Source organism: Streptomyces sp. NPDC005302, from assembly GCF_040607345.1.
Classification (GTDB): domain Bacteria; phylum Actinomycetota; class Actinomycetes; order Streptomycetales; family Streptomycetaceae; genus Streptomyces.
Genome location: NZ_JBEXGN010000013.1, coordinates 70,432 through 97,375 on the forward strand (window position 1 = coordinate 70,432; position 26,944 = coordinate 97,375).

The 26,944-nt window shown below is 70.7% G+C and carries 16 protein-coding genes; 3 read left to right on the forward strand and 13 right to left on the reverse strand.

Annotated features, from left to right (window positions below; translation table 11 throughout):
* Window position 1: 1 nt before the first annotated feature.
* On the reverse strand, window positions 2-1,213 hold the full coding sequence (locus tag ABZT74_RS20700; RefSeq protein WP_356436832.1) for an ROK family transcriptional regulator: 1,212 nt from the start codon (window positions 1,211-1,213) through the stop codon (window positions 2-4).
* 178 nt (window positions 1,214-1,391) lie between these two features.
* Between ABZT74_RS20700 and ABZT74_RS20705 the strand changes: the two genes are divergently transcribed.
* The gene (locus ABZT74_RS20705; RefSeq protein WP_356436836.1) at window positions 1,392-3,524 is read left to right on the forward strand and encodes an alpha-galactosidase; all 2,133 of its coding nucleotides are present in this window, start codon (window positions 1,392-1,394) and stop codon (window positions 3,522-3,524) included.
* A gap of 247 nt (window positions 3,525-3,771) precedes the next feature.
* On the opposite strand, the gene ABZT74_RS20710 is transcribed toward ABZT74_RS20705, so the two are convergent.
* The 3 genes from ABZT74_RS20710 to ABZT74_RS20720 all read right to left on the reverse strand — a co-directional run bounded on the left by ABZT74_RS20710 (window position 3,772) and on the right by ABZT74_RS20720 (window position 7,788).
* The gene (locus ABZT74_RS20710; protein ID WP_356436839.1) at window positions 3,772-4,104 is read right to left on the reverse strand and encodes a hypothetical protein; all 333 of its coding nucleotides are present in this window, start codon (window positions 4,102-4,104) and stop codon (window positions 3,772-3,774) included.
* Between the two features lie 157 nt (window positions 4,105-4,261).
* On the reverse strand, window positions 4,262-7,078 hold the full coding sequence (locus ABZT74_RS20715; protein ID WP_356437092.1) for an FtsX-like permease family protein: 2,817 nt from the start codon (window positions 7,076-7,078) through the stop codon (window positions 4,262-4,264).
* A 5-nt stretch (window positions 7,079-7,083) separates the two neighbouring features.
* Window positions 7,084-7,788: an ABC transporter ATP-binding protein gene (locus ABZT74_RS20720; protein ID WP_356436842.1), complete on the reverse strand. Its 705-nt coding sequence runs from the start codon at window positions 7,786-7,788 to the stop codon at window positions 7,084-7,086.
* A 70-nt stretch (window positions 7,789-7,858) separates the two neighbouring features.
* On the opposite strand from ABZT74_RS20720, the gene ABZT74_RS20725 reads away from it, so the two are divergent.
* Window positions 7,859-8,497, forward strand: a complete 639-nt coding sequence (locus ABZT74_RS20725) for a PadR family transcriptional regulator (protein WP_356436845.1) — start codon at window positions 7,859-7,861, stop codon at window positions 8,495-8,497.
* 78 nt (window positions 8,498-8,575) lie between these two features.
* On the opposite strand, the gene ABZT74_RS20730 is transcribed toward ABZT74_RS20725, so the two are convergent.
* The 4 genes from ABZT74_RS20730 to ABZT74_RS20745 all read right to left on the reverse strand — a co-directional run bounded on the left by ABZT74_RS20730 (window position 8,576) and on the right by ABZT74_RS20745 (window position 16,200).
* Entirely contained in the window at window positions 8,576-9,622 is a 1,047-nt protein-coding gene (locus ABZT74_RS20730; protein WP_356436847.1) for a hypothetical protein, read from the reverse strand.
* Between the two features lie 408 nt (window positions 9,623-10,030).
* The gene (locus ABZT74_RS20735; protein WP_356436849.1) at window positions 10,031-12,808 is read right to left on the reverse strand and encodes a lectin; all 2,778 of its coding nucleotides are present in this window, start codon (window positions 12,806-12,808) and stop codon (window positions 10,031-10,033) included.
* Window positions 12,809-13,593: 785 nt separating this feature from the next.
* Complete coding sequence (locus tag ABZT74_RS20740; RefSeq protein WP_356436851.1) at window positions 13,594-14,949, reverse strand: beta-1,3-glucanase family protein; 1,356 nt, start codon at window positions 14,947-14,949, stop codon at window positions 13,594-13,596.
* A gap of 492 nt (window positions 14,950-15,441) precedes the next feature.
* A complete protein-coding gene (locus ABZT74_RS20745; RefSeq protein ID WP_356436854.1) occupies window positions 15,442-16,200 on the reverse strand; it encodes a DeoR/GlpR family DNA-binding transcription regulator in 759 nt (252 codons plus the stop codon).
* 72 nt (window positions 16,201-16,272) lie between these two features.
* Between ABZT74_RS20745 and ABZT74_RS20750 the strand changes: the two genes are divergently transcribed.
* A complete protein-coding gene (locus ABZT74_RS20750; RefSeq protein ID WP_356436857.1) occupies window positions 16,273-17,463 on the forward strand; it encodes an MFS transporter in 1,191 nt (396 codons plus the stop codon).
* A 53-nt stretch (window positions 17,464-17,516) separates the two neighbouring features.
* Here the strand turns inward: ABZT74_RS20750 and ABZT74_RS20755 are convergent, their stop codons facing one another.
* The 5 genes from ABZT74_RS20755 to ABZT74_RS20775 all read right to left on the reverse strand — a co-directional run bounded on the left by ABZT74_RS20755 (window position 17,517) and on the right by ABZT74_RS20775 (window position 26,745).
* Window positions 17,517-19,478, reverse strand: coding sequence for a serine/threonine-protein kinase (locus tag ABZT74_RS20755; protein ID WP_356436860.1), 1,962 nt, complete (start codon window positions 19,476-19,478; stop codon window positions 17,517-17,519).
* 112 nt (window positions 19,479-19,590) lie between these two features.
* Window positions 19,591-21,186: a vWA domain-containing protein gene (locus ABZT74_RS20760; RefSeq protein ID WP_356436863.1), complete on the reverse strand. Its 1,596-nt coding sequence runs from the start codon at window positions 21,184-21,186 to the stop codon at window positions 19,591-19,593.
* A gap of 108 nt (window positions 21,187-21,294) precedes the next feature.
* Complete coding sequence (locus ABZT74_RS20765; RefSeq protein ID WP_356436866.1) at window positions 21,295-23,907, reverse strand: hypothetical protein; 2,613 nt, start codon at window positions 23,905-23,907, stop codon at window positions 21,295-21,297.
* Window positions 23,908-23,947: 40 nt separating this feature from the next.
* A complete protein-coding gene (locus ABZT74_RS20770) occupies window positions 23,948-25,348 on the reverse strand; it encodes a hypothetical protein (protein WP_356436868.1) in 1,401 nt (466 codons plus the stop codon).
* Between the two features lie 98 nt (window positions 25,349-25,446).
* Entirely contained in the window at window positions 25,447-26,745 is a 1,299-nt protein-coding gene (locus tag ABZT74_RS20775) for a hypothetical protein (protein WP_356436871.1), read from the reverse strand.
* Window positions 26,746-26,944: the final 199 nt, after the last annotated feature.

A 26,944-nucleotide genomic window follows, 5' to 3' on the forward strand; every position in this document is an offset into this window, starting at 1 on the left:
CTCAGCTCTTGCCCGAGCCGACGGTGAGTCCGCTGGGGAGCTGGTGGTTCGCGTTGATGAAGGACTGGATGGCGGTCGCGGCGGCGCCGCGTGCCCACTGTTCGAAGGGCAGCGGGCGGGTGTGCACCTCGCACCGGGCGGCGGATCCGAAGGCCGCCGCGGCGAAGGCGTCGCGGATCTGGTCGGCGAACAGGTCGTAGGCGGCGAGGCCCTCGCCGGAGATGATCACGCGGGCGGGTCCGAGCAGGTTGGCGACGGTGGCGATGCCCTTGCCGATCGCGTCGCCCGCCGCGGCGTAGACGGCTCGGACTCGCTCGTCGCCGCTGTGGGCGAGGTCGATGGCCTGCGCGATGTCGGCGACGTCGACGCCGGTGACCTCTCGTACGCGGGTGAGGATCGCGCCGTCCGCCGCGATCGCCTCCACGCAGCCGTGGTTGCCGCAGTGGCAGAGCGGGCCGGCCGGGTCGACGGTGACATGGCCGATCTCGCCGGCGACGCCGTGCGCGCCGGCGACGACCCTGCCGTGCACCACGAGACCGCAGCCGATACCGGCGCCGACCGTGACGACGGCGAAGTCCGAGAGTCCGGCGCCGCCGCCGAACCACTGCTCGGCGACGGTGAGGGCACGCACGTCGTTGTCCAGGGTGACCGGCAACCCACAGGCCACGAAGGCGAGTTCGGAGAGCGGCACGTCGTGCCAGTCCAGGAAGGGCGAGTAGCGCACGGTGCCCTCGGCGCGGTCCACGTCGCCTGAGACGGCGATCCCGAGTCCGAGTACCGGGACCCCGAACTCCGCTGCCTCGGCGAGTAGTTCGCGCACCAGTTCCGCCGCCGAGGCGAGGACCTGCTCCGGGGCGCGGCCGTCGAGCGGAAGGCGCCGGTGGGCCCGTACCCGGCAGCGCAGGTCGGCCAGTACGCCGATGATCTCGTCGCCGGTGACCTTGAGACCGGCGAAGAACGCCCGTCCGCCGTCCACGCTCAGGAGGTTGGCGGGTCGGCCGAGGGCCGGAGGTGCCTCCTCGTTGGCGTCCTCCTGGAGATAGCCGGCCTCCAGCAGGGGCCGGACCGCTTTGGTGACGGCGGCCGGCGACAGGCCGGAACGTCCGGCGGCCTCGAGGCGGGTGAGGGGGCCGTGCACGAGAACCGTGGTGAAGACCTGGGCGGCGGCCGGCGTGTTGGCCGGGAACGTCTCCACAGCGGGGGGCGACTGCATGGCCGGGAACCTATGACTGTTAATTTCCGGTGTCAATGAAAGAAGTCAGATCCGTTGGACACGCCCGGTGAAACACCGTCTCGGCTTCAAATCTCCTTCGAGCGGCAGGGGTTGACAGACAATCCAAGGAGGGGCTTGGCTTCGGTGCGCGTTAGCCACCTTCCGGATCGTGAGGCCCATGTCGTCGCCCATCTCCCAGTCCCCGGCCACCGGCGTCTGGCTGCTGACCACTCCGCGCACGGCGTACGCTCTGCGGATCGATGAGACCGGCGCTCCCTGCCATGTGGCCTGGGGGCCCCGTCTGACGCTCGACGAGGCGGACGCGCTGGTCGAGCCGGCCAAGGAACCGCCCAGCAGTTTCGAGGGCAGGCCCACGGTGGGCGAGGAGCTGCCCGTCGACGGAGGCACCCGGTACGGTCCGCCGTCCCTGCAACTCCGCTACGCCGACGGCTCCCGCGGCTTCGAATGGCTGCCGACGGAACACCGGGTCACACACGACGGCCCCACCGCCGAACTGATCCTGGGCTTCCGTGACCGCCTCCACCCGGTCCACGTCGCCCTGCACTACCGGGTGCACGCCGACACGGACGTGATCGAGCGATGGACCGTGGTGCGCAACGCCGGAGACAGTCCGGTGGAGCTGCTGCGCGCCGACTCCGGGGCGTGGACGCTGCCGCCGCTGGCCGACTACCGCCTCAGCCACGTCACCGGGCAGTGGTCCGCGGAGACCCAGCTGCGCCGGGAACCGGCGCCGTACGGCGAAACGGTACTGACCAGTCGGCGCGGGATCACCAGCCATCACGCCAACCCCTGGGCCATGCTCGACGACGGGAAGGCCGACGAGGACCACGGACGGGTGTGGAGCACGGTCCTCGCCTGGAGCGGGAACTGGCGGCTGACCGTGCAGCGCACCCCGGACGGGCGCGCGGGCCTGACCGGCGGCGCGGGACACGACGGCACGCGCGTGCCGCTGGAGCCGGGCGAGGAGTACACGACGCCCGTCCTCGCCGGGCTGTGCAGCGACGGCGGATTCGGTGCCACGAGCCGCGCCTGGCACGCGTATGTACGCACCCGCGTCCTCCGGCACGCGGACGAGACCGCTCCCGTGCTCTACAACTCGTGGGAGGCCACCGGCTTCGACGTGACCGAGGCCGGCCAGCTCGATCTGGCCGAGCGCGCGGCCCGGCTCGGGGTCGAGCTGTACGTCGTGGACGACGGCTGGTTCGGCGCCCGGCGCAGCGACCGGGCCGGCCTCGGTGACTGGACACCGGCGCCGGACCGCTTCCCCGCCGGGCTCGGCCCGCTGTCGCGCGCCGTGCACGACCTCGGCATGCGCTTCGGCGTCTGGGTCGAACCGGAGATGGTCAACCCCGACAGCGACCTGTACCGCACCCACCCCGACTGGGTCCTGCACATGCCCGGCCGCGCCCGTACGGAGATGCGCAACCAGCTCGTCCTCAACTTCGCCCGGCAGGACGTGGCCGACTGGGCCTACGGCTGGCTGACCCGCCTGGTCGCCGACAACGCCATCGACTTCCTCAAGTGGGACATGAACCGTGCCGTCGGCGAGGCCGGCTGGCCGGGCGAACCGGGTGGCGACGACCGGGTGTGGACCCGGTACGTCACGGGCCTCTACGACGTCCTCGACCGACTCCGCGCCGACCACCCCGGACTGCGCATCGAGGCGTGCAGCGGAGGCGGGGGCCGCGTCGATCCGGGCATCCTCGCGCGCACCGACCAGGCCTGGGTCTCGGACAACACCGACGCCGTGGACCGACTGGCGATCCAGCACGGATTCGGGCAGGTCTACCCGGCCCGGGTGATGTCCGCCTGGGTGACCGACGTCCCGAACCAGCTCACCGGGCACACCGTCCCCCTCAGGTTCCGCTTCCACGTCGCCTGGGCCGGTCTGCTGGGCATCGGTGGCGACCTGGCCCACTGGCCTGACGCGGACCTCGCCGAGGCGGCCGCACTCGTCGCGGAGTACAAGGAGGTACGTCATCTGGTCCAGTGGGGACGCCAGTTCAGGCTCGGCGAACCACTCGGGGACGGCGTCTCGGCCGTGCAGTATCTCGCCGACGACGCGGGCGAACTCCTGCTGCTCGCCTACCGGCGCAGCCCGCGCCACGGCGCCCCCCGGCTGCCCGTCCGGCTGCGGGGCCTGCCACCGGGCACCCGCTACCGGGACGTCGCGACCGGCACGGTGCACCACGCGACCGTCCTCACCGAGTACGGACTGGACATCGACCTGCCCACCGGCGACTGGGCGAGCGCCGCACTGCGCCTGATCCGGGTGCCGGACGGGCAGTGAGAAGGCGTGACCGACCCACCTGGTGTTCCCGGGGACGCCGGAGTGGGTCCGTGACACCGGGCCGTTGTGGCCCGACAGGTGGTTACCGGGCGTCGGAGTGGTCACACGACGGTGAACCGCGGTCTGCGGCCACTGCCCGACGACGCGGTCGCACCGCGCGAGGGCCACACCGGTCCGGTCCCGTCACGCCCGCACACTCGAAGCGCCGGCTCCGTAGAGCCCTTGGAGGGAGCCTGTCGGTCGCCCCTCACCCGAGCCTCCCGTGCTGCCCGACGTCCCCGCGAACCCTCTGGCCACCGACAAACTGACTCACCAGCATGGTGATGATGCCGGACAGGAGAATGCCGGAACCGATCAGCGTCCCGACCGCGCGGACGTCGGAATCGCCGATCACCAGGCCGAAGGCCGCCTGCCAGAACAGCGCGAAGGCCGCCACGAGCTGACCCCAGCCGTAGACGCGTGGGGTGCGAACGCGGCGGCGATTCCAGGGAAACACCCAGCCCCGAGTGACCGCCGCCACCCCGGAGACGACGAGGAGCAGCGCCAGCAGAACCGACGGTATGACGAGATACAGCCTCACGGAGTCCCCCTGACGTGCGAGGGCCTGTGCCCCGAGGCGTGATCATGGCACCCGCCGTCTCGTCCGTCCATCAGCAAGGCTCGATCAGACAACGGCAGCGATGCCACCTGAACCCGTACGCCCCTTCCCTCCCTCGATCCGGACCTGTGCTGCGGGATCAATCGGCGGCCAGCAGGTGGGCCGGGGCGATCTGGGAGAGTTTGCGGATGGGGACCGTCAGGGCGGCGCTGACCAGTGCCGTGGCGGCCAGTGAGGCCAGTAGCGCGGCGCCGGCGATCGCGAGGAGATGTCCCTGCAGCACACCCTGCCCGAGCGCCAGCACGGCCCCCAGGCCCAGGACCGCCCCCGACAGGCCGCCGAGCAGGGCCAGCCCGATCCCCTCGTAGAGGGTCAGCAGCGCGAGTTCGCGGTTGGTCCAGCCGGTTGCCCGCAGTACGGCGAGATCGGCCGCGCGTTCACGCTGGGAGAGGACGAGGACGTCGACGGCTCCCGCGGCGCCGAGCACCAGGGACAGGGCGACGCTGAGGTAGTCGGCGCCGCGTGCGTGTGCCACCACCGCGTTACCGAGGAGCGATCCCGCCACTTCCCCCTGGAAGGCCAGGGTCAGGGAGAGGAGCACCGTGAAGGCGGCCACTCCGAGGGCCAGCCCCGCCGCGCCGAGCAGGGTGCGGCCGCGGACCCGCAGAAGGTTGAGCATGGCCATCCCGGCCACCGAGCGCACGGGGCGGCTTCGCCGGGTCGCCTTCACCGGCGGCAGGACGGCCTGCATGGGGCCCATCCGGGTGGCGAGCCAGGCCGGGATCAGGCCCGCGACTGTCGCCAGGAGCAGCGACACGGGAAGGACGAGGAGTGACTTGGCTCCGGCGTCCGGCTGTCCCAGCAGTGTGCCGAGCCCGTACGTGAGGAGCGATCCCGCTGCACCTGCCGCGAGGCCGATCACGGCCAGCTCGCCCAGGATGAGCCGGAGCACCTCCGTACCGCTCCAGCCCACACAGCGCAGTGTGCCGATCTCGGTGCGCCGGGAGCGCACGGAGGCCAGCGCGGCCTGGCCGAGGAAGAGGGCGCAGACCACCAGGACCAGGGTGAAGAGGATGGCGCTCTTGGTGTCGACCGCCTTGAGGATCCGCAGCGCCACACCCTTGTCCACCCAGCGTTCCGTCACGTGTGCCGTGGCGCTGAGCGCGACGGTCTGCGGCGTGGGCGAGCTGCCCACGGTCACGTCGACCTGAAGCCTGGGGTAGGCGGTACGGATGGCGCCGGCCACGGCGTTGACCCGCGCGCGGGAGGCGGCGTCGACCCCGGTCACGCCGGCCACGCGGAGCCTGATCGCGCTGACCGGCGCCTTGTCCTGGAGGCTCGGGACACGGCGGTTCTTGATGAGCGCGGTGGCGGAGTCCATCGTCGTGAGCATGGTGGGGGGCGGGGTGAGGTAACCGCCCAGGTTGCGGTCGGGCCGCATCGGCTTGTCGTTCAGCGTTGTGCGGGTGGCTTCGTCCTCGCCGGTCACCTGGGGAGGATCGTAGGTCTCCAGGGGGGCCTCGGTCAGCGGGGAGAAGCCGGGCAGCCTGGCCGTGTCGAAGCGGCCGACGACGTGGATGATCGGGTCCGGCACGCGACCGAAGTCGAGCTCCTCGCACTGCCCCAGGGGACCGCAGAAGGTGGACGCGTGGCTGGTCACCTTCCGGTACTGCGGGCCGGTGTTCTCCTCGGGGACGTCCGGGACCGGCTGTTGGTTGAGGTTGGTCACCCACAGGTCGGGCTTCTGGCGCGGCTGGGGCTGTACGGTCAGTTCGCCGCCGGAGGTCCGCCGGTAGGTGACGGGGCCGACCGTCCAGTAGTTGGTGCTGTCGACCCCGAACGTGGGCACCGCTTTACGGAAACCCGTGCTGAGGTCGGCGCCGACCCGCCCGACGGGTGCGCCGCGCAGGTTCTTGACGAAGGTGTTGGCTGTCGGATTGCCCAGCCTGGAAGGCAGCTTGGCCGGGTCTCCGGTGTCGAGTCGCTCGACGGTGGCGCTGATCCTCCCCGAGGTCAGCGGGCGGCTGCTGAGCACCACCGGCACGAACGTCTCCCGCTGCCCGTTGGGGTTCTTCGAGGGCGGCACCACCTTCGGCCTGTCCTGCGAGGTGAGCATCCGACCGGAGGTGACGGTGCGGCGCAGGCCCACGAGTTGGTCCTCGGCCCGCGGATCGACGGCGGACAGCAGGACCGGGTACGCGACGGGGATGTCGACGACGGCTTTCCCCCGCCCGGACCGACAGGTGAGGCGCGAGTGCAGGTCGGGGTCGAAGGCGGACCTGTCGCTGAGGTCCTCCGCGATCATGTTCTCCTTCAAAGGGAGTTCCATGTTGAAGTTGGTCTGCGCCGACTTGTCTCCGTTGAAGTAGAAGCACACGTTGTACTTGCCGTTCATCACGTACCGCCGCGTGCTCTTGTCGATCGCGGCCTTCTCCAGGGTGTCGGACTCGAACAGGTCGTCCTTCCCGGAGGTGATGGGGCTGCGGGTGAGGTAGACGTACTGATCGGCGGCACGATAGGTGTTCAGGCCCGCGGAGAGCGTCGGGACGAGACGCAGCATCTGCCGCGAAGCCTTGCTGTCGAGGAAGCGCGACACATCGACGGAGACCGTGTTGTGGACCATCAGATAGCCGATGTTGGCGACAGGCGCCGCCACTTCGACTCCGGCCATCCCCTGCACGTGCCGGTACTGCTCCATGGTGATGCCGCCGAACGTTCCGGACAGGAAGTTCGACGCGACCAGGCCGCTCTCCCGCTCCACGTCCGTCTGCGAGTTCGGCGGCCTCACCAGGACGTCGTACGCGGACCTCGCGTTCGCGCGCACCGTGCCCACGGTGGCCGCCTGGCTGGTGTGCACGGTCGAGGTGAGCAGGGTGAAGCTGGTCGCCGCGACGAGGATTCCGGCGGCCAGCGCCATCGCACGTCCGCGTCGGCGCCGGAGCTGACCGATGATCATGGCTATCACGGGCGCAGGCCTCCCAGCCGGTCGAGCACGTCGCCGGATGCCGTGATCCGCTGGTCCGAGGTGATCCTGCCGTCCTGGAGGCGCACCACCCGGTCGCCGTTCGCGGCGACCTCGGGGTCGTGGGTGGCGATGAGCATCGTCATCCCGTAGCGCTCCCGCAGGGACATGAGCAGGTCGATGATCTCCCGGCCGATGACGCTGTCGAGATTGCCCGTCGGCTCGTCGGCCAGCAGCAGCCCCGGCCGGTTGATCAACGCGCGTGCCACCGCGACGCGTTGCTGCTGGCCGCCCGACAACTCCGCCGGAAGCGCGTGCGCCCGTCCGCCGAGACCGACCGCCTCCAGCAGTTCCATGCCGCGCTCGCGACGGTCGAAGTCGACTCTGCGCGGGAGCACGGGCGCCAGTACGTTGTCCAGCACGGTGAGTGCGGGCAGTAGATGGAAGCGCTGGAAGACGAAACCGATGCGCCGCCGATGGGCGTCCAGGTCCCGAGGCAGCAGCTTCTTTCCGTCGATCTCCACGCTGCCCTCGTCGGGCAGGTCCATCCCGCCGGTCACGTGCAGCACCGTGGACTTGCCGGCGCCGGACGCGCCGGTCAGCACCACGGCCTCACCGGGCGCGACCTCCAGATCGACGCCGTCCAGGGCGATCAGCCCCGGGTACCGCCGGCTCACCCCTCGCAACGCAACGCTCACCGCCATGAAAACAGCCCCCGCTCCCCTACATTGCCGCAATTCAACGGTACATTGTCACAATGCAGGAGGGATGTATATGCCGCTTCACCACGCCGTGCTCGCGCTCCTGACGCAGCGTCCGAGTCACGGCTACGAACTCAAGGCCCAGTTCGAGGAGACCATCGGCCCCCAGTGGGGAGGCCTCAACATCGGCCACCTGTACCAGATCCTCGACCGGCTCGTCCGGGACGGATACGTCACGCGCTCGCAGGTCTCACAGAGCGACCGGCCCGACAAGAACCTGTACACGCTGACTCCCGCCGGCAGTGCCGAGGTGGGCAGTTGGGCGACCACCGCCTGTGTACGCACCGGCGGCTTTCGCGACGAGGTCTTCCTGAAGCTCCTCGGAGCCGTCTCCCTGGGGACTCGGGCGCTGACCACCCTGGTCGAGAGCCAGCGGCAGACGTACCTCTCCGAACTGGCCGGCCTCGCACAGCAGCGCAGGGCGCACAACGACGACCCGCTGGTCGCCCTTCTGATCGACGCGGCCATCGCGCACACCAAGGCCGACCTGGGGTTGCTGGACAGCGCCGAGCGACACCTGGGCCCGCTGGCCGCGGTACGGAACGAGCAGAACCGGCAGCAGGCGGTGGACCCGGACCGCGGGCGGAACACCGGTACCGGCACGGCCGGGAGCGAGGGTCAGGAGAGCGAGGCGTGGTCGGACTCCGCATGAGGAGTCCGTGGTGACGGACACCTTCGACGGGGGGTGGCCACCGGCGAGGGCGTCAACACGGCAACCACGGGCGGCCGTTCACCCAGCGCCGCGCCGCAGACGGACGATGACGGGAGCGCTGAAGGGGGCGCCGCTCTGGTTCACCTCGACCTGGCCCGCGCCCACCCACGCGTCGGTGCCCGGCACCCGGTGAATCTCCTTGAGCCAGAGCGACTGGTTCGAAGTCTTTCGGGCCCCGGTCGACGTGGGCAGGCGGTGCCGCCCGATCTTCACGCAGCGGCCGTCGTCGGTCAGGTACCAGTTTCCGTCCAGAAACAGTCCGTTGTCGTCACGCCCGAGGGGAGTCCGCCAGTCACAGCCGCCCGGGGCGGGGGGCTGCTCGGCCCACTTCGAGCCGTCCCAGCGGAGTTGGATGAACTCGTCCGCGGGTTCGTTGTCGACCTCGCCGTGGTTGAAGCTGTTGCTGCCGTAGGCACGTACGCCGTCGCCCGCGAAGGCGAAGACATGGAGAAGACTGGCGCCGGGCTCCGGAGGCACCGGATCGTCGAAGCGGGCCTGCGGCGTGTCCACCGACTTCCAGGCCGTGCCGTCCCAGTGGGCGGAGGCGGGTTGGCTGTAGCGCTCGTCGGAGCCCAGCTCGGTCCCCGGGCCCGTGTCACGACTGCCGACCGCCCAGACGTCGTTCGGCCCCGCCACGGCCAGGTCGCCCGCGGCGATCGGCAGTCGCGTCACCGACCACCGGTCGCCGTCCCAGTGCTGGGCGGACTGTCCTCCCACGAGGGTCCAGACGTCGTCCGGTCCTGTCGCCTCGAAGTCCACCACCTTGCCCGGCGGAGGGTTCGGCACGGCGGACCACCGGGTGCCGTCCCACCGTGCCCAGTTCTCGTCTGTACCGTTTCCGTCGTTCTGCGGCCGCAGCCAGATCTCCCCCTCCCCCAATTCCTCGAGCCTGGGCGCATAGAGACTCTCGCCCAGAGCCTCGGGGAACTGCTCCTGCTTCCAGCTCTTGCCGTCGTAGTGCAGCAGGTGGGCCTTGCCCCGACCGTCGAACTCGGTCGCCACCGTCCAGATGTCGTCCGCGGCGAGCACGGCTACATCCTCGAACTTTCCGCTGAAGTCGGCCACGTGCTCGAACTCCCACGTCAGGTTCCCTGTCGAGGTCTTGGAGCCGTTGCTCGCGGAGCCGGAGACGGACGCATGGCCGGAGCTCGGCGCCCCGCGCCCTGGCGATCCGTGGCCGACGGCGCAACCGGAGCCCGTGAGCAGAACAGCCAGAACGACAGCGGACGCCACTCCCCCGCGCTTCCCGAATCCGGTTGATACGAGCATGATCGCGCCCTCTCGCCGCCCTGCTTGTCGGCTCTCATCCTCGCCGACCGCACCGGACGGAGCGCGACCGGTGCGCCCACTGTCGTCGCGAGCGTCGACCGGGGACACCGTGTGCCCGTGCGTCCCGGCCGAACGGGCGGGACGCACGGGCACGCGACGGGCAGAGCCGGTCCGCCCGAAGGGCGCGCTAGCGGTGCCGGCGGTTCACGTCGGCAGTTTCCAGTTCTGGGCACCTGAGCCGTTGCAGGTGTAGATCTGGAGCTGGGTGCCGTTGGTGGTCGAGGAGTTGGGATCGTCCAGACACAGCTTGGACTGGGGGTTGACGAGGGATCCGTTGGCTCCGGTGGTCCATTGCTGGGCGCCGCTGCCGTTGCACGTCCAGAGTTGGATCAGCGTGCCATTGGTGGTCCCGCTGTGGTCGACGTCCAGGCACTTGCCGAGGGTCCGGATCGTCCCGTCGCCGGCGACGATCCAGTCCTGGGCGTAGGTGCTGTTGCAGCCCCAGATCTGCACATGGGTGCCGTCCGTGGTGGTGGAACTCGCGTCGTCCACGCACAGGTTCGCCGCCACCGCCGAAGTGATGGCGCCGATGCGGGGTGAGGCGGGTGCCGTGGTGTCACCGGCGTAGGAGGGCGGCGCCGCGGACGCGGCCGTTGCCCAGGAGGTGTTGGCGCTGGTGCCGAGGGTGTAGTTCAGCGTGCCGCCGGCCGTGATGGCCGTGGTGGGGGCGAAGGCGTTGTTCCACGCGGAGCCGTTCCACGTCGCGGACTGCACATAGGGCGCGTTGTCGGCGGCGCCGTTGCCGTTGATCGTCAGTGTCTTGCCCGACGGAAGCGTGACCACGGCCTGGGTGAACAGGGGTGAGCCGAGGGCGAGGTCGGCGGTGCCGGGGGTCTCCGGGAACATGCCGAGGGCGGACCACACGTACCAGGCGCTCATCGCGCCGAGGTCGTCGTTGCCGTCGGCCAGTCCGGCGGGGGTGTCGGCCCAGATCTGGTCCTGGATCGCCCGTACGGTGCCCTGCGTCTTGTAGGGCTGCCCGGTGTAGTCGTATTCCCAGGGCAGTTCGATGCTGGGCTCGTTGCCGACCCACGCGTAGCCCTTGTCGCCGGTGTAGCTGCGCAGCACGGTGTCCAGGTAGTGGTTCATCGCCGTGTTGCCGCCCTTGGCCCGCGCCAGACCGCCGACGTTGAACGGGACCATCCCGGTGTAGATCCACGAGTCGGCTTCGACCATGTCGGTGCCGCTGGTGGGATCGAAGCCGCCTGTCCAGGAGCCGCCGCCGTTACGCGGCTCGACGAAGCCGGAGGCGGGGTTGAGTACGTTGCGCCAGCCTTGCGCGCGGTTGGCGTAGGTCTTCTGGTGGCCGGTGTCGCCGAGGGCTCCGGCCAGTGCGGAGATGGCGAAGTCGGCGGTGTTGTACTCCAGTGTCGTGGCCACCGGGCCGTAGAAGTTGCAGCAGCCGTAGGTGCCGTCGTGCGGCATGTATCCGGGTGAGTCGAGGTAGTTGAGACCCGGTCTGTCGTTGTTGGCCGTGCTCGCCTGTTTGATCATGTCGGCGAGTGCGGTCGTGGTGTCGAAGTCCTTGGCACCGAAGGCGTAGTAGTCGGCGATGATGGCGTCCGCGGGGTCGCCGACCATGACGTAGGACTCGCCGTTGTTCTCGGACCACTTGGGGAAGACCCCGGTCTGGGCGTAGTCGTCGACCATCGACTGCGCGGTGTCCGAGGCGGCCTGGGGTGCCACGAGGGCTTCGAGTTGGGCCTGCGAGCGGTAGATGTCCCAGCCCGAGTAGTTGGCGTACGCGGCTTTGTGCCCGGCGTCCACGGTGTGGGTCCTGCCGTCGAAACCGTAGTACTGGCCGTTGGTATCGCTGATGACGTTCGGGTACAGCAGCGAGTGGTAGAGCGCGGTGTAGAAGATCTGCTGCTGCGCCGTCGTCCCGCCGGCGATCTGAATCTTGCCGAGGGCGCTGTTCCAGGCGTTCTGCGCGGCGATGCGGGTCGCGTTGAAGTCCCACCCGGAGTTCTCCGCGGCCCGGTTGGCCGCCGCGTTGGCGACGGAGACGTAGGAGACGCCGACTTTGGCCTGCACGACCGGGTTGCTGGTGGTGTTGAAGGTGACGTAGCCGTTCGAGGCGGCGGCGGTCGGGGCCGCGCTGCCCTTGGCCGCCTTCGGAGCCGCCGCCGTGGGGATCTTGCCGTGGAGCACCGGCTTGTTGGGCTTCTCGGCGGCGTTCTTCGATGCCGTGGCGGGCCTCGACGGTGTGGCCGCCGACGTCTTCGCGATCGAGGCGCCCTGTGAGGTGAACGGCTGGTCGAAGACCATGTCGAAGTAGACGCTGTAGGTGTTGCCCGCACCACAGAAGTGGCCGCTGGTGACCTGTCCGCTGACCTCGGTGTTCGAGACCTTGGTGAACTGCGTCGAGGTGGCGCCGTTCTGGCTTCCGGCGAGTTTGAAGATCAGGTTGGCCTGGCTGCTCGCGGGGAAGCTGAAGCGCGCCATACCGCTGCGCGTCGTGGTGGTCAGCTCCGTGGTCACCTGATTGTTGAGGGCGACCTTGTACGAGCCCGCCGACGCCGACTCGTTGGCGTGCGAGAAGGCGTCGGTCGCACCGGTGTTGACCGTGCCGACCGTGGGCAGCACGGGAATGTCACCGGCCGCTCCGCAGCCGGGTCCGGCGATGTGGGTGAGGCTGAAGCCGGTGATGGACGAGTCGTTGTACTCGTACCCACCGCCGGGGGGACGTGAGGGTGTGTCCGGGCTCCACTGGACCATGCCGAACGGGACGTCGGCTCCGGGGAAGTCGTTGGCCTGGTTCGACGTCCCGATGAACGGGTTGACCACCGTGGCCGGCGAGGTGACGAGCGCGGCCTTCCCGGCCGCCGCCGCGGGGGCGCACAGCCCGACCCCGACCAGTGCCGCCGTCGCGAGTAAGCCGATCATGCTGGTGCCGCTGGATCTCAACCGCCGTGTCTTCACGGGGTTTCTCCTCTGGTCGAGAGCGGGAGGCTTGACAACGTTGTCGCGCACGCTGGAGCTAACGCTTGGACATGATCTGAATCTGACAACGTTGTCGCACACGCACATGAGGCGCCGGGCTGCCCGAACGCCCCGAGGGGCCCCCGAAGTCGTGGACCTGGGAGCGCAGATGAGAACTCCCGGTGAAGCTAGCCACAGGGCAGGAACATGTCAACGCATCGCACAGGGCTTGGCAATCCTTGAACATTGGCCGTGAGACCGTCCCCCCTCCGAGCCCGGCCTCGACGGTCCGAGCAGCGCACCGCGCTGCCGACCTCGACACAGCGGCGGCGGGAGCGGGAGTGGCGGGCATACAACAAGCCCCGCCTCCAGTGTTCTGGAGGCGGGGCCGTGAGAGCGCCGGGCAGGCCTTGCACCTGCATCTCCCCGCAGGAAGCGGGACGTCTTTCCTTGGACCACCAACGCACGTCGCTCCTACCCGAGTTCGGGTGGACCGCTCAAGATCGATCGTAGCGCACCGAGGGGACCCGTCCAAACTCGCGTGCGAGGTCGCGTCCATGGACCAGCGACCCGCCGACACCCGCCCGTACCAAGGCGGTGAGCTCCGACTTCCGCCGGTCGGTAGGCGCTCCGAAGGCGCCCCCCGCCCCGGCGCAGAGAACTCTCCGGAGAGGGGGGAGCAAACGGGCATGGCGAGACGAACGCCGCTCAGTGTGTGCCGTAACGGCTGTTCCGGTGGGCAGTGGCCGGTGCCTTCGAGCCCACCGGTGCGGTGCCGCCGGCCGCTACCAGCCGACGGCGACCAGCAGCCACTGCGGGCTGCCGTGGGAGATGAAGGAGGACTGGCCCGCAACGTCGTCGTAGGGGAAACCGTAGGCGAGTCCGTTGATGGCGTTGTCGTGCCAGAACTTGGCGTAGTAGTTCGCGGGCGCCGCCTTGTAGTACTGGGCCGGATCGCCTTGCTGCGAGGCCGGCAGGGTGGCCACGTGACGGTTCAGTGCGGCGCACATGTCGGGGTTGCCGGCCAGGGCGGCGGCGCAGCCGAAGATGTCGGAGGTGGCGGCGTTGACGCCGACGGACTGGGCGTACGCGGTGAAGTAGTTGGCGTTGGTCCCGCCCGCCCGGAAGGTCGGGTCGCTGCCGGGAGCGATGATCCGGTACGGGGCCTGCGTCTGGGCCAGCACCTTGAAGGGGGTGGGAACGGCGTCGGTGAACCGCTGGAACGTCGCGGTGCGGTCTTCGGCGAAGGTCTGACGGTTCTCGCCGACCTCGGCGTCGTACCCGTCCTTACTGTGCAGCCGCATGGCCAGCTTGAGGCCGAAGGCGTCGACCCGGGTGGTGTTGCCGTTGAACACGTTGTTGCCGACGGTGAATTCGATGAAGTCGTAGTAGGCGCTGTTCGGTGAGCCCAGATAGAAGTACATGCGCCCTGCGGAGTTGGCCGGCATGTCGAGGTAGGGCTGCTCGGCGATGGAGTGGACCTGGCCGTTGAAGCTCCAGTACACCTGGCTGTCCGGGTACTTGCCGTTGGTGCGGTTGAGGATCTTCACCTCCACCGCGTTGTTGGCGGCGGGGATGTCGCTCGTGCTGCCCCAGAAGCTGTCGGGCGGCGTCGTGCCGCCGGGGCCGTAGACCTGGAATTCCCAGAGGGAGTAGCCGTAGGGCGTGGCCCGGGTCGTTCCGTTGAGGCGCACGTATCTGCCGCTGCCGGTGATGGTGAGGTTCTGGGTGCCACCGGTGGCGGTCGTCGTGGAGTACACGGTGGACCAGTTGTTGGCGTCGGTGGAGGTCTGGATCTGGAAGGACTTGGCGTAGGCGGCCTCCCAGTTCAGGGTGACGCGCGTGAGCTGCTGGACGGATCCGAGATCGACCTGGAGCCACTGCGGGTCGGCGAAGGCCGAGGACCAGCGGGTTCCGGTGTTGCCGTCGACGGCGGCACCTGCCGGGAAGCTTCCGTTCTCCGTCGACGAGGCGGTGGCGGGCCGCCCCTGGGACAGCAGTTGGTCCACGGCGTGCGCCGGCGAGGGATTCAGGGCGGCGAAGCAGGCGACGATCAGGACGAGGACCAGACCAAGAGCCGCACGTGTGCGGGCAGTTGTTCTCGATGGTCTGAAAATGGGCACGCTGGCGCTGGACTGCATGCGGGTTCTCCTCAGGCCGAGGCGGCGTGGTGGGGGTGGAGCAACAGCAGACTGAGAGCGCTCTCCCGGGTTGTATCTCCGCTCGTTGCGGGCGTCAACAACTGAAGCCGAATTGGGGGAGATTCAGGCTCCGGATTCGGTACGCGTCTGCCGTCGACGCCTGTGGCACGGCTCAAGGGTTGGCTTGTTCGGACCTTGATCGGTCGGGAACCCTCGCGCCACGGCTCGCATTCAACACTTGACGAGCCGGAGTCGACCCGTGAGCTTGGCACACCCAGGTCGACGGCGCTCAGCGGAACGGCCCTGGCAGCTCGGGCAGTTGATCAGGCCGAGCCGGGCTGTTCGGCGTCCTGCCCGCCGGGGCGGGCGGATTCCGGTCCGGAGAGGTCCGCGGCGCCCGAGCCGAGGTCGGCGCGTCGAGGCCCCCTGCCGACGTGAAGGTCTCCTCGCGAGTCCGTCCGGCCCGGTCCCGCCTCCACCTCGGCGGCCGGATCACACCTGCCGTACGGTCACGCCTGCCGCGGCCAGGGCCTCCGTCTGTTCCCGGGGAGCGCGCTCGTCCGTGACGACCGCGTCGAGCGCGGAGACGGGTGCGACGACGGCCAGGGCCGTGCGGGACAACTTGGATCCCTCGGTGACGGCGATGACCCGACGTGAGGCGGCGATGGCCGCGCGTTTGACGGCGGCGTCGTCCAGGTCGTAGGCGGTCAGGCCGTTCACCGCGTCGAGTCCGCAGCAGCCGATGAGGGCGGTGTCGAAGCGGAGTGAGGCCAGCGACGCCTCGGTGAGGGGACCGGTCAGCGCCAGTTCACCCTGCCTCGGCAGGCCGCCCGGCACCAGGAGTGTCAGCTGGGGAGCGTCGGTCAGGGCGTTGACCGCGTGCAGCGACAACGGCATCACCGTGATCCGCCGGCCCTTCAGCGCGCGGGCCACCTCGAGACAGGTCGTACCGCTGTCGAGGACGACCGACTCGCCGTCCGTGACGAGCTTCGCCGCCTCGGCGGCGATGCGCCGCTTGACCTCCAGGCCGTCATGAACGCGCATGGCGAACGGCGGCTCGTCGCCGCGCAGCAGCAGACTGCGTGCGCCGCCGCGGTAGCGCTCCAGCACCCCTTGGGCGGCCAGAGCCTCCAGGTCGCGGCGGATGGTCATCTCCGACGCACCCGTCAGCTCGGCCAGCTCGGCAACGCCCACGCTGCCTGCGGCCTGTACGGCGTCGGTGATCTGCCTCAGTCGGTCGATGCCAGCCATGCCCTCATTAAACACAATAACTGTTCGCACTGCCACCTTTCGAAAGCCGAAATTGTTCGTTACGTTTGAAACGTGGAAAGACATCTGTGGGCCGCTCGGCTGGCCACCTTCGCCTACTTCGTCCTGAACGGCTTCCTCATGGGGATGTGGATCGTTCACATCCCCACCATCGAGCAACGCGTGGGGATCGGTCACGCCACCCTCGGCTGGCTTCTGCTGCTGCTCGGGGCGGGAGCGTTCGCGGGCATGCAGGCAGTCGGGCCGCTGACGGATCGCTTCGGCGCCCGCACGGTCGTTCCGCTCAGCGCGGCGCTGTGCAGCGCGACCGTCGCCCTGCCCGGACTGGCCGGGAACGTGTGGACGCTCGGTGCGGCGCTCCTGGCCCTCGGCGTCGGCAACGGCTGTCTGGACGTGAGCATGAACGCCCACGCCGTGCAGGTGGAACACGCCTACCGGCGTCCCGTGATGTCCGCGTTCCACGCCACCTTCTCCATAGGCGGCGTCTTCGCCGCCCTGGTCGGCGCGGGCACGCTCAGCTGGGGATGGAGTCCCGCGACCACCTTGTCGGCCGTCGCGGCCCTCGGCCTCGCCGCCTCCGCCCTGGCCGCGCCCAGGCTCCTGGCCCCGGAACGGCGGCAGGCCCCGGAGGCCACCGCTCACGTCGCCAAGACCAGGCGCAGGACGCCCCGGCACATCTGGATGCTCGCCGTACTGGCGCTGATGATCATGCTGTGCGAAGGCGTCGCCAACGACTGGAGCACGCTCCACCTGCGCCGGGTCCTGGACGCGCCCCCGGCGACCGCGGCCCTCGCCTACGGAGCCTTCGCCACCGCCATGACCGTCGGCCGCCTGCTCGCCGACCGGTTCGCGGCGCGCTACGGCCCCACGGCCATCCTCCGGTACGGGGCGTCCGTCGCGGCGCTCGGGCTCGCCACGGCCGCGCTGTCCGACTGGATCCCGCTGGCACTGGCCGGCTGGGCCGTATTCGGTGCGGGACTGTCCGGCTGTGTACCGCAGCTCTTCAGCGCCGCCGGGCACGCCGACCAGGACGCCGCGGGTGCCAACGTCTCGCGTGTCGCGGGCCTCGGCTACCTCGGCATGCTCGCCGGCCCGGCCGTGATCGGGCCGTTGACCCGGTTCGTGCCCCTCGACGTCACCTTCTTCCTCCCCGTGGCGTTCTGCGTCGTCGCCGCCTGCTCGGCCGGCATCGTACGGCCGCGGCCGCGCGTGTCCGAGCGGGTCGAACTGGAGACAGCGGGGTGACGCCCCCCCCAAGAAGCGGACCCGCAGGGCAAGTTGAAGGTCGGGTCCCGAGTTCACCGTCCGCGCACCGGCTCCGCGGCGCCGGATGTGGGCAGGGCGTGCACCGCTCCGTGGGAGGCGGTGGCGTAGATAGTCCGGCCGACGGGTGCGTACGTGGTCGCGAGGATCTGGCCACCGAGGTCGAGGCTCTGCAACGAGGAGCCGTCCCGGGTGTCGAGGAGTCGCAGCCGTCCGTTCCAGCCACCGGCGTAGACGGCCGATCCGTCCGTGCACAGCGCGAAGAACTCCTCGCCCTCGGCGTGTTCGACACGCCAGAGCGTCTCTCCGGTGGCGGCGCTCCGGCAGTGCACGACGCCCGCGGTGTCTCCGATGATCAGCGTGTCGCCGATACGGAGCGGCGGGGTCACGACCGGCGCGCCCAGTTCCGTCTCCCACAGCGTGGAGCCGTCGCCCGCCGCCAGGGACCGCAGGCCGCCGTCCGCGTCGGCGACGATTAGCGCGTCCTCCAGGGCGAGGGGCCTGGTGAGGAGGGTGGCGGGGAGTCGTACGGCCCGCTTCCAGCGGACGCTGCCGTTCTCGTCGTCGACCGCGAGGAGTTCGCGGCCCTCCGCGGCGGAGAGGTAGACCTGACGGGCATCGGCGGCGACCGGTTCGGCCGGGCCACCTCCGTCGTCGGTGAGCGGCTCGGTCCGCCACCAGACGCGCCGGGTGACGGCGTCGAAGTGGTGGAGGCAGCCGCTGCTGTCCCCGAGGAACACGCTCTGGCCGCGCAGGAGTACCCGGGCGTCGGTGAGGCTGCCCGCGGGGACGGACCACCAGCGGGTACGGGAGCGGGTGTCCCACGACTCCACCCGGCCGCCGGCGTCGCTGATGAGCAACAGGGCTCCTTCGGCGTGCAGTTGAACAGGCGCGGTGAAGTCGGGCAGGTGGTCCTCCTGCTCCCCCGTCGCCCCGTCCAGCCAGCGCACGCCGCTGTTGTCCGCGACGACCACGCCGCCCTGTTCCGTGGCGACCGCCGAGTGCGGCCACCCCCCCACGTCGGTGCGCCAGCTGCGCCGACCGGGTCGGAACGGGACGGTCAGGTCTGCCGCGTTGCCGACGCCTGCGAGAAACTGGCCCAGTTCGGTGCGGTAGCCGGCCAGAGTGCGGCCGATGCCGTCCGGGAGTCGCAGCGTGCCGGGTTCGCCGAAGCATTCGGCGACCTGGTCGAGGGTGGGACGGTCCGCCGGGTCCTCCGCCAGGCAGGCCCGGATCATCCCGCCCATCGTGTCGTCCGGTAGTCCCGTCAGGTCGGGTGCTGTGCCGGACACGCGGCGCATGAGCATCGCGCGGGCGTTGTTCTCCCCGGTGTAGGGCGGGTGCCCGGTGAGCGCGTAGAGGACGATCCCGCCGATGCCGAAGACGTCGGTCGCGCTGGTCGTCTTCGACAGTCCGAGGATCTGCTCGGGGGCGCAGAAGTGGGGGTGGCCGATCACCGTGTCCAGGGAGACCGTGACCCGCTGGCCGCGGATGCGCGTCAGACCGAAGTCGATGATCCAGGGGCCGTCCGGAGTCAGCAGGACGTTGCCCGGATGCAGGTCGCGGTGCAACAGGCCTTTCCCGTGTGCCGTGTTGAGTGTGTCGACCAGTTCGGCGGCGATGGCGTGCACGGTGTGGCGGGGCAGCGCTCCGTCGTGCGACTCGATGATCTGGTGCAGTGACAGCCCGGGAATGAACCGGGTCGCCAGGGTGGGTCGGCGTCCGCTGCCGAAGTCGAAGACGAGCAGTTCGGGGATGCGGGCGCCCTTGCAGCGGTCGAGGGCCTTGCTTTCCTGGTGGAAGCGCTGCAGGTGCTGGGTGTCGTCGGCGAACTCTGGTTTGAGGAGTTTGACGGCTCCCAGCGTGTCGAGTCCGCGGTGTTCTCCGACGGGCCGGCCGAGGTAGACGGTGCCGAACCCGCCCGCGCCCAACCTGCCCAGGAGGCGGAATCCGCCGGCCTCCGCCGGGTCCACGGCCGGGTCCAACGGCTTCACCATGAAGGGTCCTTTCCTGGGCGGGTGGGGACGTGGTCGCGACTTGGTGCCGTGCCGGCTGTCGGCGACACGGCAGCACAGCGGCCTGCGTCCCGAGGTTCGGGCGGGGCGGATCTCAGTGCAGGGCGACAGCCGGTTGGCTGTGCGTCTCGTGGGAGAAGCCGATCCCGCACAGCACCGTCGACTTGCCGATTTCGCACGTGCCGCTGTCGCGCAGCCGGTCGTCGCCGGGCCTCGGTGCCTCGCGGACGCATTGCAGGGCGAGGACGAGGCGGCCTCCTTCGTGCCGGCCGCGCACGGAGATCCGGGCCCGCACGTTTCCGGCGTCGGTGTCCTTGCTGACCTCCCTGCCGCCGAGCAGGATCGTCTGTCGCTCGCCGGACCGCAGGTCCGTCACGACCAGCGCCCCGGACAGCTTCGGGTTGCGTCGCTTGTACGAGCGCCAGGCGGCGGCCGAGCCGAGCAGGACGACGAGCAGGATCAGCGGGTACAGCCAGCCGGGGGTGCGGGCGGGGACAGTGCCCACCAGGTCGACGTCGGTGACGGTGGGCCGTCCGGTGGTGAACTTCGCGTACCCGATCGAGCTGCGCACGGTCCGTGTCCACGGCGAGGTGACCTCCGCGCGGATCCTCACTCCGGCGCGAAAGTCCCGGGTGCCCGGCAGCAGGCCGAACTCGGCGTCCTGGGGCCAGGTCAGCGTCGCCTCGACGGTCCGGCTCCGTCCGGGTTCGACCGTCACCGGCGCGGCCGGAGCGGCGAGGTGTACCGTCGCGTCCCCGGGAGCGGCGTCGGCCTTGAGGTCGACGCGCAGCGGGACGTGCCGGGCGTGCGAGGTCAGCGTGACCCGCACGGTCGCGGACCGCTTTCCGGTGTCGCCGCCGGCGGCCAGGGTGGCCTTCCCCGCACCGTGCCGTTCGATTCCGTGGCCCTGGACGGAGACCGCGATCTGTTCGCCCTGGTCGGCACGGAGCACGCTCTCGGCCTTCTCGGCGCGCACCCGTTCCTTGGCGTCGTTGAGTTGCGAGCCCAGGGCCGCGGGGTCGACGGGGAGGATGCGCGGAGCACCGAAGGCGCTGCCGAGGACTTGCGACACCTGTGTGCCGTCGGCGAGAGGCAGACCGTAGCCGATGACGTCGCGGTCGGCGCCCAGGGCGTCGTACCGCTGTCTGAGCTGTTTCCAGGCCGGAGTGCCGAGGCGGGCGTAGGGGCTGTCGGGTGCGTTGACGGCGCCGTCGGTGAGCATGAGGACCGCTCCGACGGGCGCCGTGCTGCGGTCGAGCTGATCGGCGGCGACGTTCAGGGCGGCTCCGTGGTCGCTTGCCGTCTCCTCGGCGGAGCGCGGGAGCTCGCTGCTCAGCAGCTTGTCGGTCCGGTTCGCCGGGGACATGGGATGGACGACGCTGGTGGCCCGCCCGAAGGTGACGACGGCGACCTCGTCGGCCGGAGTGAGGGTCTTGAGGAAGGAACCGAGGCGCTTCTTGACCGTTGCGTAGAGCGGCTTTCCGTCGGGTCCCTTGTCCTGCATCGAGCTGGAGGTGTCGACGAGGACGACGTATGCCGCGGGGACGTCGTCGACCTTGAGCGACCGGTAGATGCCGTCGCGGGGCAGGGGCTTGTCGGAGGCGCCGGCCGACGGGGCGCCGGAGGCGGCGAGGGCGCCGGCCGTTGCCAGCAGCAGAGCGAGGCGCGCGGAGGCACGGATGGTGTGCATGATGTGTCCCCCCAAGGACGTGCGAGTACGGGTTCGGAGTCGAGGTCCTGGCGATCTCCGGCGCTCCGGAGCGGCGTTCGAGGAGTGCCGTCGGAGCGGGGTCAGCACCTACGGACGGGCGTGGGAGGCGCCGGCGTCGAGTCTTCGCAGCCGGTCGATCTCCAGGTCCATGTGCTTCTGTTCGCGGGCCAGCTCCTGAATCCGCCGGGCGTTCTCGGCCCGTCGCTTGTTCAGGCAGTCGACGGCGTGGCCGATGTAGGCCTGCCACAGCGCGGGGTCCGGGCCTCGGCCGAGGGCCAGTTCGAGTCGGTGGGTCTCCTGGTCTGCCAGGTGCGGCCCGGCCTGCGACGTCCACGCGTTGCGGTAGGCCGTGAGGATGCCCAGAATCCGTTCGCCGACGGGGCCCTTGGCCGCCCAGGACCGCAGGGGTACGCAGAGTTGCTCGGAGTCTGCGCCCGCACGATGCGCGTCGAGGAGTTGGACGGCGAGTGTGCCGCGGTCCTCGACGGAGTTTCCGGCCACGCGAGCGGTGCGGTACAGCGTGCGCAGAGAGAGGGCAGGCGCCAGTTCCGGCCGATGGCGGGCGATCCGGTCGAGCCAGCGGGTGTCCGGGTCCGTCTCGTTCCACAGGGGATTCCGTGTCAGGCGTGCCACGGCGTCGACCGCGAGGTGGGTGTGCGAGCCGGGCCCCTCCAGCAGCCTCAGGGTGAGTTCGCGGCCGGTGTCCTCGGGGCCCTCGCCGGTTTCCTGGTCGACGGAGAGAATCTCCTCCAGCAGCCCTTCGACGATCTTGGGCACGTGTTCGCGGACGAGGGGCAGCCCGAGTTCGGCCTGCAGGGTCGAGGCGTAGCCCGCGAGCCGGGTGGTGACGCCCGCGGAGCCGGACAGCTCCGGGGTGCGGGTCAGGGCGAAGAAGGCCTCGGGCAGCCGGCCGGTGAGCGCGCACAGCATGTCCCAGCGTGCGGCTGTCTCGGCTCGCACTTGGTACGGCGGACGGTCCAGCGCGCGGTGGAGGAGTGTCGGTGGGGTCTCCTCGGACGGATCGGACAGGTCGGACGGGGTGTTCCGGCACGCGCAGGCTACGAGTCCCTCGAAGAAGCCGCCCCGCAGGAGCTGGTCGGCGCGACCGCATGCCGCGGCTGCCGCCAACAGCCGGGTGGCTGCTTCGGGTTGAGCTTCGGTCCACTTCTTCGAGGGTTCCACCATCGCGTTCTCCGCTGCCAACAGGGAGTACAGCGGGGTGAGTTCCGGGCTGCCGGCCACATCGGGCACCTCGTCGTCGCAGAGCCAGCGCAGCCAGGCGAGGACATGCGGGGCGGGCTCGTGCTGCTGTGCGCACACGGCCTGGACGAGCCGTCCTGCCAGGCCCGGGATGCCGAGCAGTTGGGACTGGGTGAAGGCCATCGTGCCCGGGCTGAACGCGGAGATGGTGGGCAGTAGCCGGTCGACGACGGGGTCCTGCGCGTCCACCGCGGAGCGCTGTCTCACCTCGTCGATCACACAGGCCAGTGCGCGGTCGAGCGGATCGCGGCCGTCGGGCGTGTCGGGAGTCGCTTCGCGCAGGGACTCGAACCGCCCGCGGGCGCTGTCGAGGCGTCCGTCGAGCAGGTCGTCCACGAGCTGATTCCAGAACACCTGGGACACCTCGGGCTGCGGGAGATGACGGGCCATGGCACTCAGGTCGGTGGACCGTCCGGCGAGTTTGGCCGCGGAGAGCACGGCGACGGACTGGGCGTCGAAGACGTCGTGGCGCAGGGCGTCGTCGATCAGCCGGTCGTCCACCGTATGTCCCTGGCGCACCTCCTGTGCGAGCGCCAGCCCCGGGTTGAGCCCGGACAGAATGTGCAGGGCGTCGGCGTGCACGTGGGCCGAGTCGAGGTCGAGGGGCTCGCGGGAGCGCGCGAGGTGCGCGACGACGGTCTCGGCGCCGTGGGCGTGCCATGCCTCGATGAGGAGGTCGAAGTAGGCACGGGCCCCCGGGGACAGCCGGTCGAGGTCGGGGAGGCCGCCGTCCCAGACGAGGCCCGTGACGCCCGGCGACTCGTCGGCGTCTCCCCAGTACAGGCGCATGGGCACCTGGGATCCCGAGGAACTGCCGGTCGCGGCGGACAGTGAGGCGCGGACCCCGAAGGGGAGCATCGCGGCGACGCAGTCCAGGACCTGGAGCAGTTCGAGGGGCTTGTAGTCGCGGGCGCCCGTCACCACGACGGGGCCGTCGAGGAGACAGGCCGCGGCTGCCGCGAGCCAGTGGCTGCCCGCGGTCACCCGGGCGGAGATGCCGCTGCCCACGTGGGCGAGCAGGCTGCCGTCCTCCCCGACGGGCAGGTGGACGGGCCCGACGCCGGATGCCGCGACGAACGGTGCGGCATCGAGTGCGGCCCTGGCCAGACCGCACCAGCCGAGGGAGAGTTCGCCGATCGGGCCGGTGGCGACGGCGAAGTGGTGGATCCGGTGGATCGGCCGGTTCGTCCGGTCCACGCTGTCGGTGCTGTCCAGCACGAAGATGCCCACGGTGTCGGTCCCGTCCGGCATCCGCCCGGGGCCGATGGTGATCCAGGGGAGTTGGTCCCCGCGCGCCGGCGTGCCCGGCGACCAGTGGAGGATCGAGGCGTTGTAGTCGGCGCTCCGCTCGGGCGGATGGGCCGCCAATACCTTGTAGCCGCTGTTGGTCCGGGGCGCTTTGCCCCACAGGGCCCAGTGGGCGGTCAGTCCCGGTGGCATGGCGTGTGGTCTCCTCTGGTGCGGTCGTGCGGTGCCGGGGTCAGGATTGCTGGGGGCCGACGCCCCGCAGGAAGAGGAAGGGCTCGAGGATGTTCACGGGCCGGGGCGGCGCGACGAGCCGTACGTCGTCCTCCACGGGATTGACCAGCGACGGGTTCTCGAAGTCGAAGCCGCGCTCGGGGTCGATCCAGAACCCGACGGCCGAGCACACGAAGTACCCGACCCGCTCGGGGGCGAAGAACAGCTCGATCTGCTGCTGGATCTCGCGCAGACTGCCGTGCGGGAAGGCCTGGCACAGTCCGTCGAACAAGCGCTTGGCGTCCATCACTTCGGGCTGCCCGGTGCGGGGGTTGAGACGGACGTTGCCCTGCTCGCAGGCGAACCGGAACACCCGGTCGTCGTCGAACTTGCCAAGGCAGACGGCGATGCTGTGGGGCAGCTTGTTGCCGTGCCGTTCGCCTCGCATGTTGACCTCGGTGGCCACCCCGCCGAGGACATCGGAGAAGAAGTCCGCGCTCTGGCGGGCGTCCTCGCCGAGCGGTCCCTCCTCGCCGTTGACCTGCCACTCACGTACGGGGTCCACCACGTACACCATGGCCCGGGCCGCCCCCAGGTCCTTGATGAGTTTGCCGCCCAGCGCCGCACCGGTCTGCGACCGCAGGTCGAACGCCTCGCCGGGCACGTCCCGGAGCGTCACCTTGAACTCCGTCAGCTCGCGGCGATCGCCTCCGCGCCACCACCGTCTGCCGCTCCCGCGGGAGAACCGTGTGCCCGTGAGGTCGCCGGCCAGTGTGAAGCGGACCGGCCGCTGCTCGGTCAGCGTGGCGGGCGGGAACGTCCGGTCGCGGTAGAGGGTGTGCGCCAGGTCGCTGAGGAACTTCTGCGAGGCGTGGTCCTCCGGCCACATGCTCCACTTTCCGTACATGGGGTCCTGTACGGCTCGGGACAGGGCCGCGAGCAGCGTCGATTTGCCGCTTCCCATGCCGCCCCAGAGGGTGATCGTCGATTCGGGTACGGATCCGGCGTTCTCCGCCCCCTGCTGGGCCACCTCTTTCCGGGAGGTCTTTTCCGTGGGCGTCCTGGCCCCGGCCTTGGCCCGTTTCTCGTTCGGCTCATCGAGTTTCTCCACGAAGACGGGCGGCGGGGCCTCGGCCCGGTGCCCGGGGTCGGTGGGGGGTGCGCCGGGTGCCCTGGCCTTGTCGTCGTGCGGCGGGGTGGGCGCGGGTACGGGCGGGGCGGGAGTCGCCCCGTTGAGCGGCGCGCTACCGGGGGCGGTACGGGGGGATCCGACCGGGGCCTGGACGGGGGCCGGTGGGAGTGCCGCCCGGCCACCGACCAGGGTGGAGGGGTCGAAGACCGCGAACGGCCCCTCACCCGCCCTGTCACGTCTCTTCCGTTCCGGCCGCTCGTCGCCGTTGCGCTCGGCTCGTTCCTCGTCCATGACCATGGTGGTCTCCCCCAGGTGTCGGCGGCGGTACGGTCCCGCCGCGCGGTTGCGGTGCCGCGCACCCCCCGGTGCGCGCTTACGTCGCGGAGTCGTCAGCCCGCGGCCGCGGGCAGCCAGTCGCCCCCTGCTCCGTCGGACACGACCAGCCTGATCGGTGTGCCGTCCTCGGGCAGGCCGAGGGCCGGCGCGGCTACGGCGGAGGCGATGGAACGGGGGTCGTGCCCCGCCGCGAAACGGCCGTCGGCGCCGAACAGGTCCCAGGCGTGGTCCGCCCACTGCGCGAGATGCGGCTCGCCCGCGAGCCGGTCCATCCAGGTCGGCTCGTCGACGACCGCGACGCAGGCCACGCCGTCGTAGTGGCGCACCGACCGCAGCGCGGCCTCCCATTCGACCCGGTCCGGACAGATGCGTACCGCCGCACCGCGCCGGAGGACCTGCGGTGGCCGGCTCCGCGGATGCGGTGGCCTGGAACCGACGACCAGGAGGACCCGGTGGCTGTCCGGGCGCCAGGCGTCGCGCCAGGAGGACAGTTCGTGCGGCACGTGTTCGAGGCCCGTGGCGAAGTCGTGCCGCAGCGCGCTGCGCTGCCAGCCTCCGAGTACCTGTTCGGCGACCTGCGGATTCGACAGGGCCACCCGGTGCACGACGGGATCGCTGTGGTGGGGCCGGTCGAGGGGAGCGTGGTCGCGGTACCCGATCAGTCCGACCCGGAGTGTGGCCTCGTCCCCCACGGCGTCCCGTACGGCCGCGACGACGGCCACGGCCTCCTGAAGCCGCTCCTCCACGGCCACACCTCCGTCGGCCTGGGGCCCCGCGATCTCGACGGCGAGCACCAGGTCGACCGGGCGGGGCCGGGATAGCCGGCGCGGAGTGTGGAACGCGAGGGCGGCCCACGGCGACGTCTCGGCCTCGTGGCGACCGTCGTACCGCAGGTCGACCCGGTCCGGTCCGACGAGCCGGTAGCGCAGTACGGCCCGTGCGCCCGGCGGCAGTTCGAGGCGGTCGGCCCGCAGGGGCCGCCAGTGCGACGGCGATTCGTCCCGCCCGGCCGAGACGACCGCCGCGACGCTCTGTCCGACGGCGGCGCCGCCGGGCGGAGCCGCCACGGACACCCGGACCACGGGACCGCTACCGGTGTCCGTCGGATCGCTCAGCCGGCTGCCCGCCGGGAACAGCACCCGTCGCACCAGCCCGACCGTGCCGGACCCGCCGTCGACGTGGGCGCCCGCCAGCCAGACGGAGAGTCGCAGGGGCAGCCCCGCGAACAGGTCGACCGGTGTCTCGGGCCAGTGCACGGGCAGCCGCAGACGGAGTACCGGCTCGTCGTCGGAGCGCAACGACTCGGCCGCCTGCTCGACCAGCGGCCAGCCGGCACCCCGTACGACGAGCACGAGCGGCCCGGGGAGGGCCGGAGCCTGGCGGGCGACGGCGCGGAGGCGCCGTCCCAGTGAAGCGACGAGGTCAACTGATTCACCGCCCGGACCGGAGTTCGCCCCGTCCGGTGCAGAGGCTGTTCCCTCGTCCGCAGTGTGAAGTCCTGTGCCGGTTACGGATGTTCCTCCCGCGAGAAGAAACAGTCGGAGGCGCCGC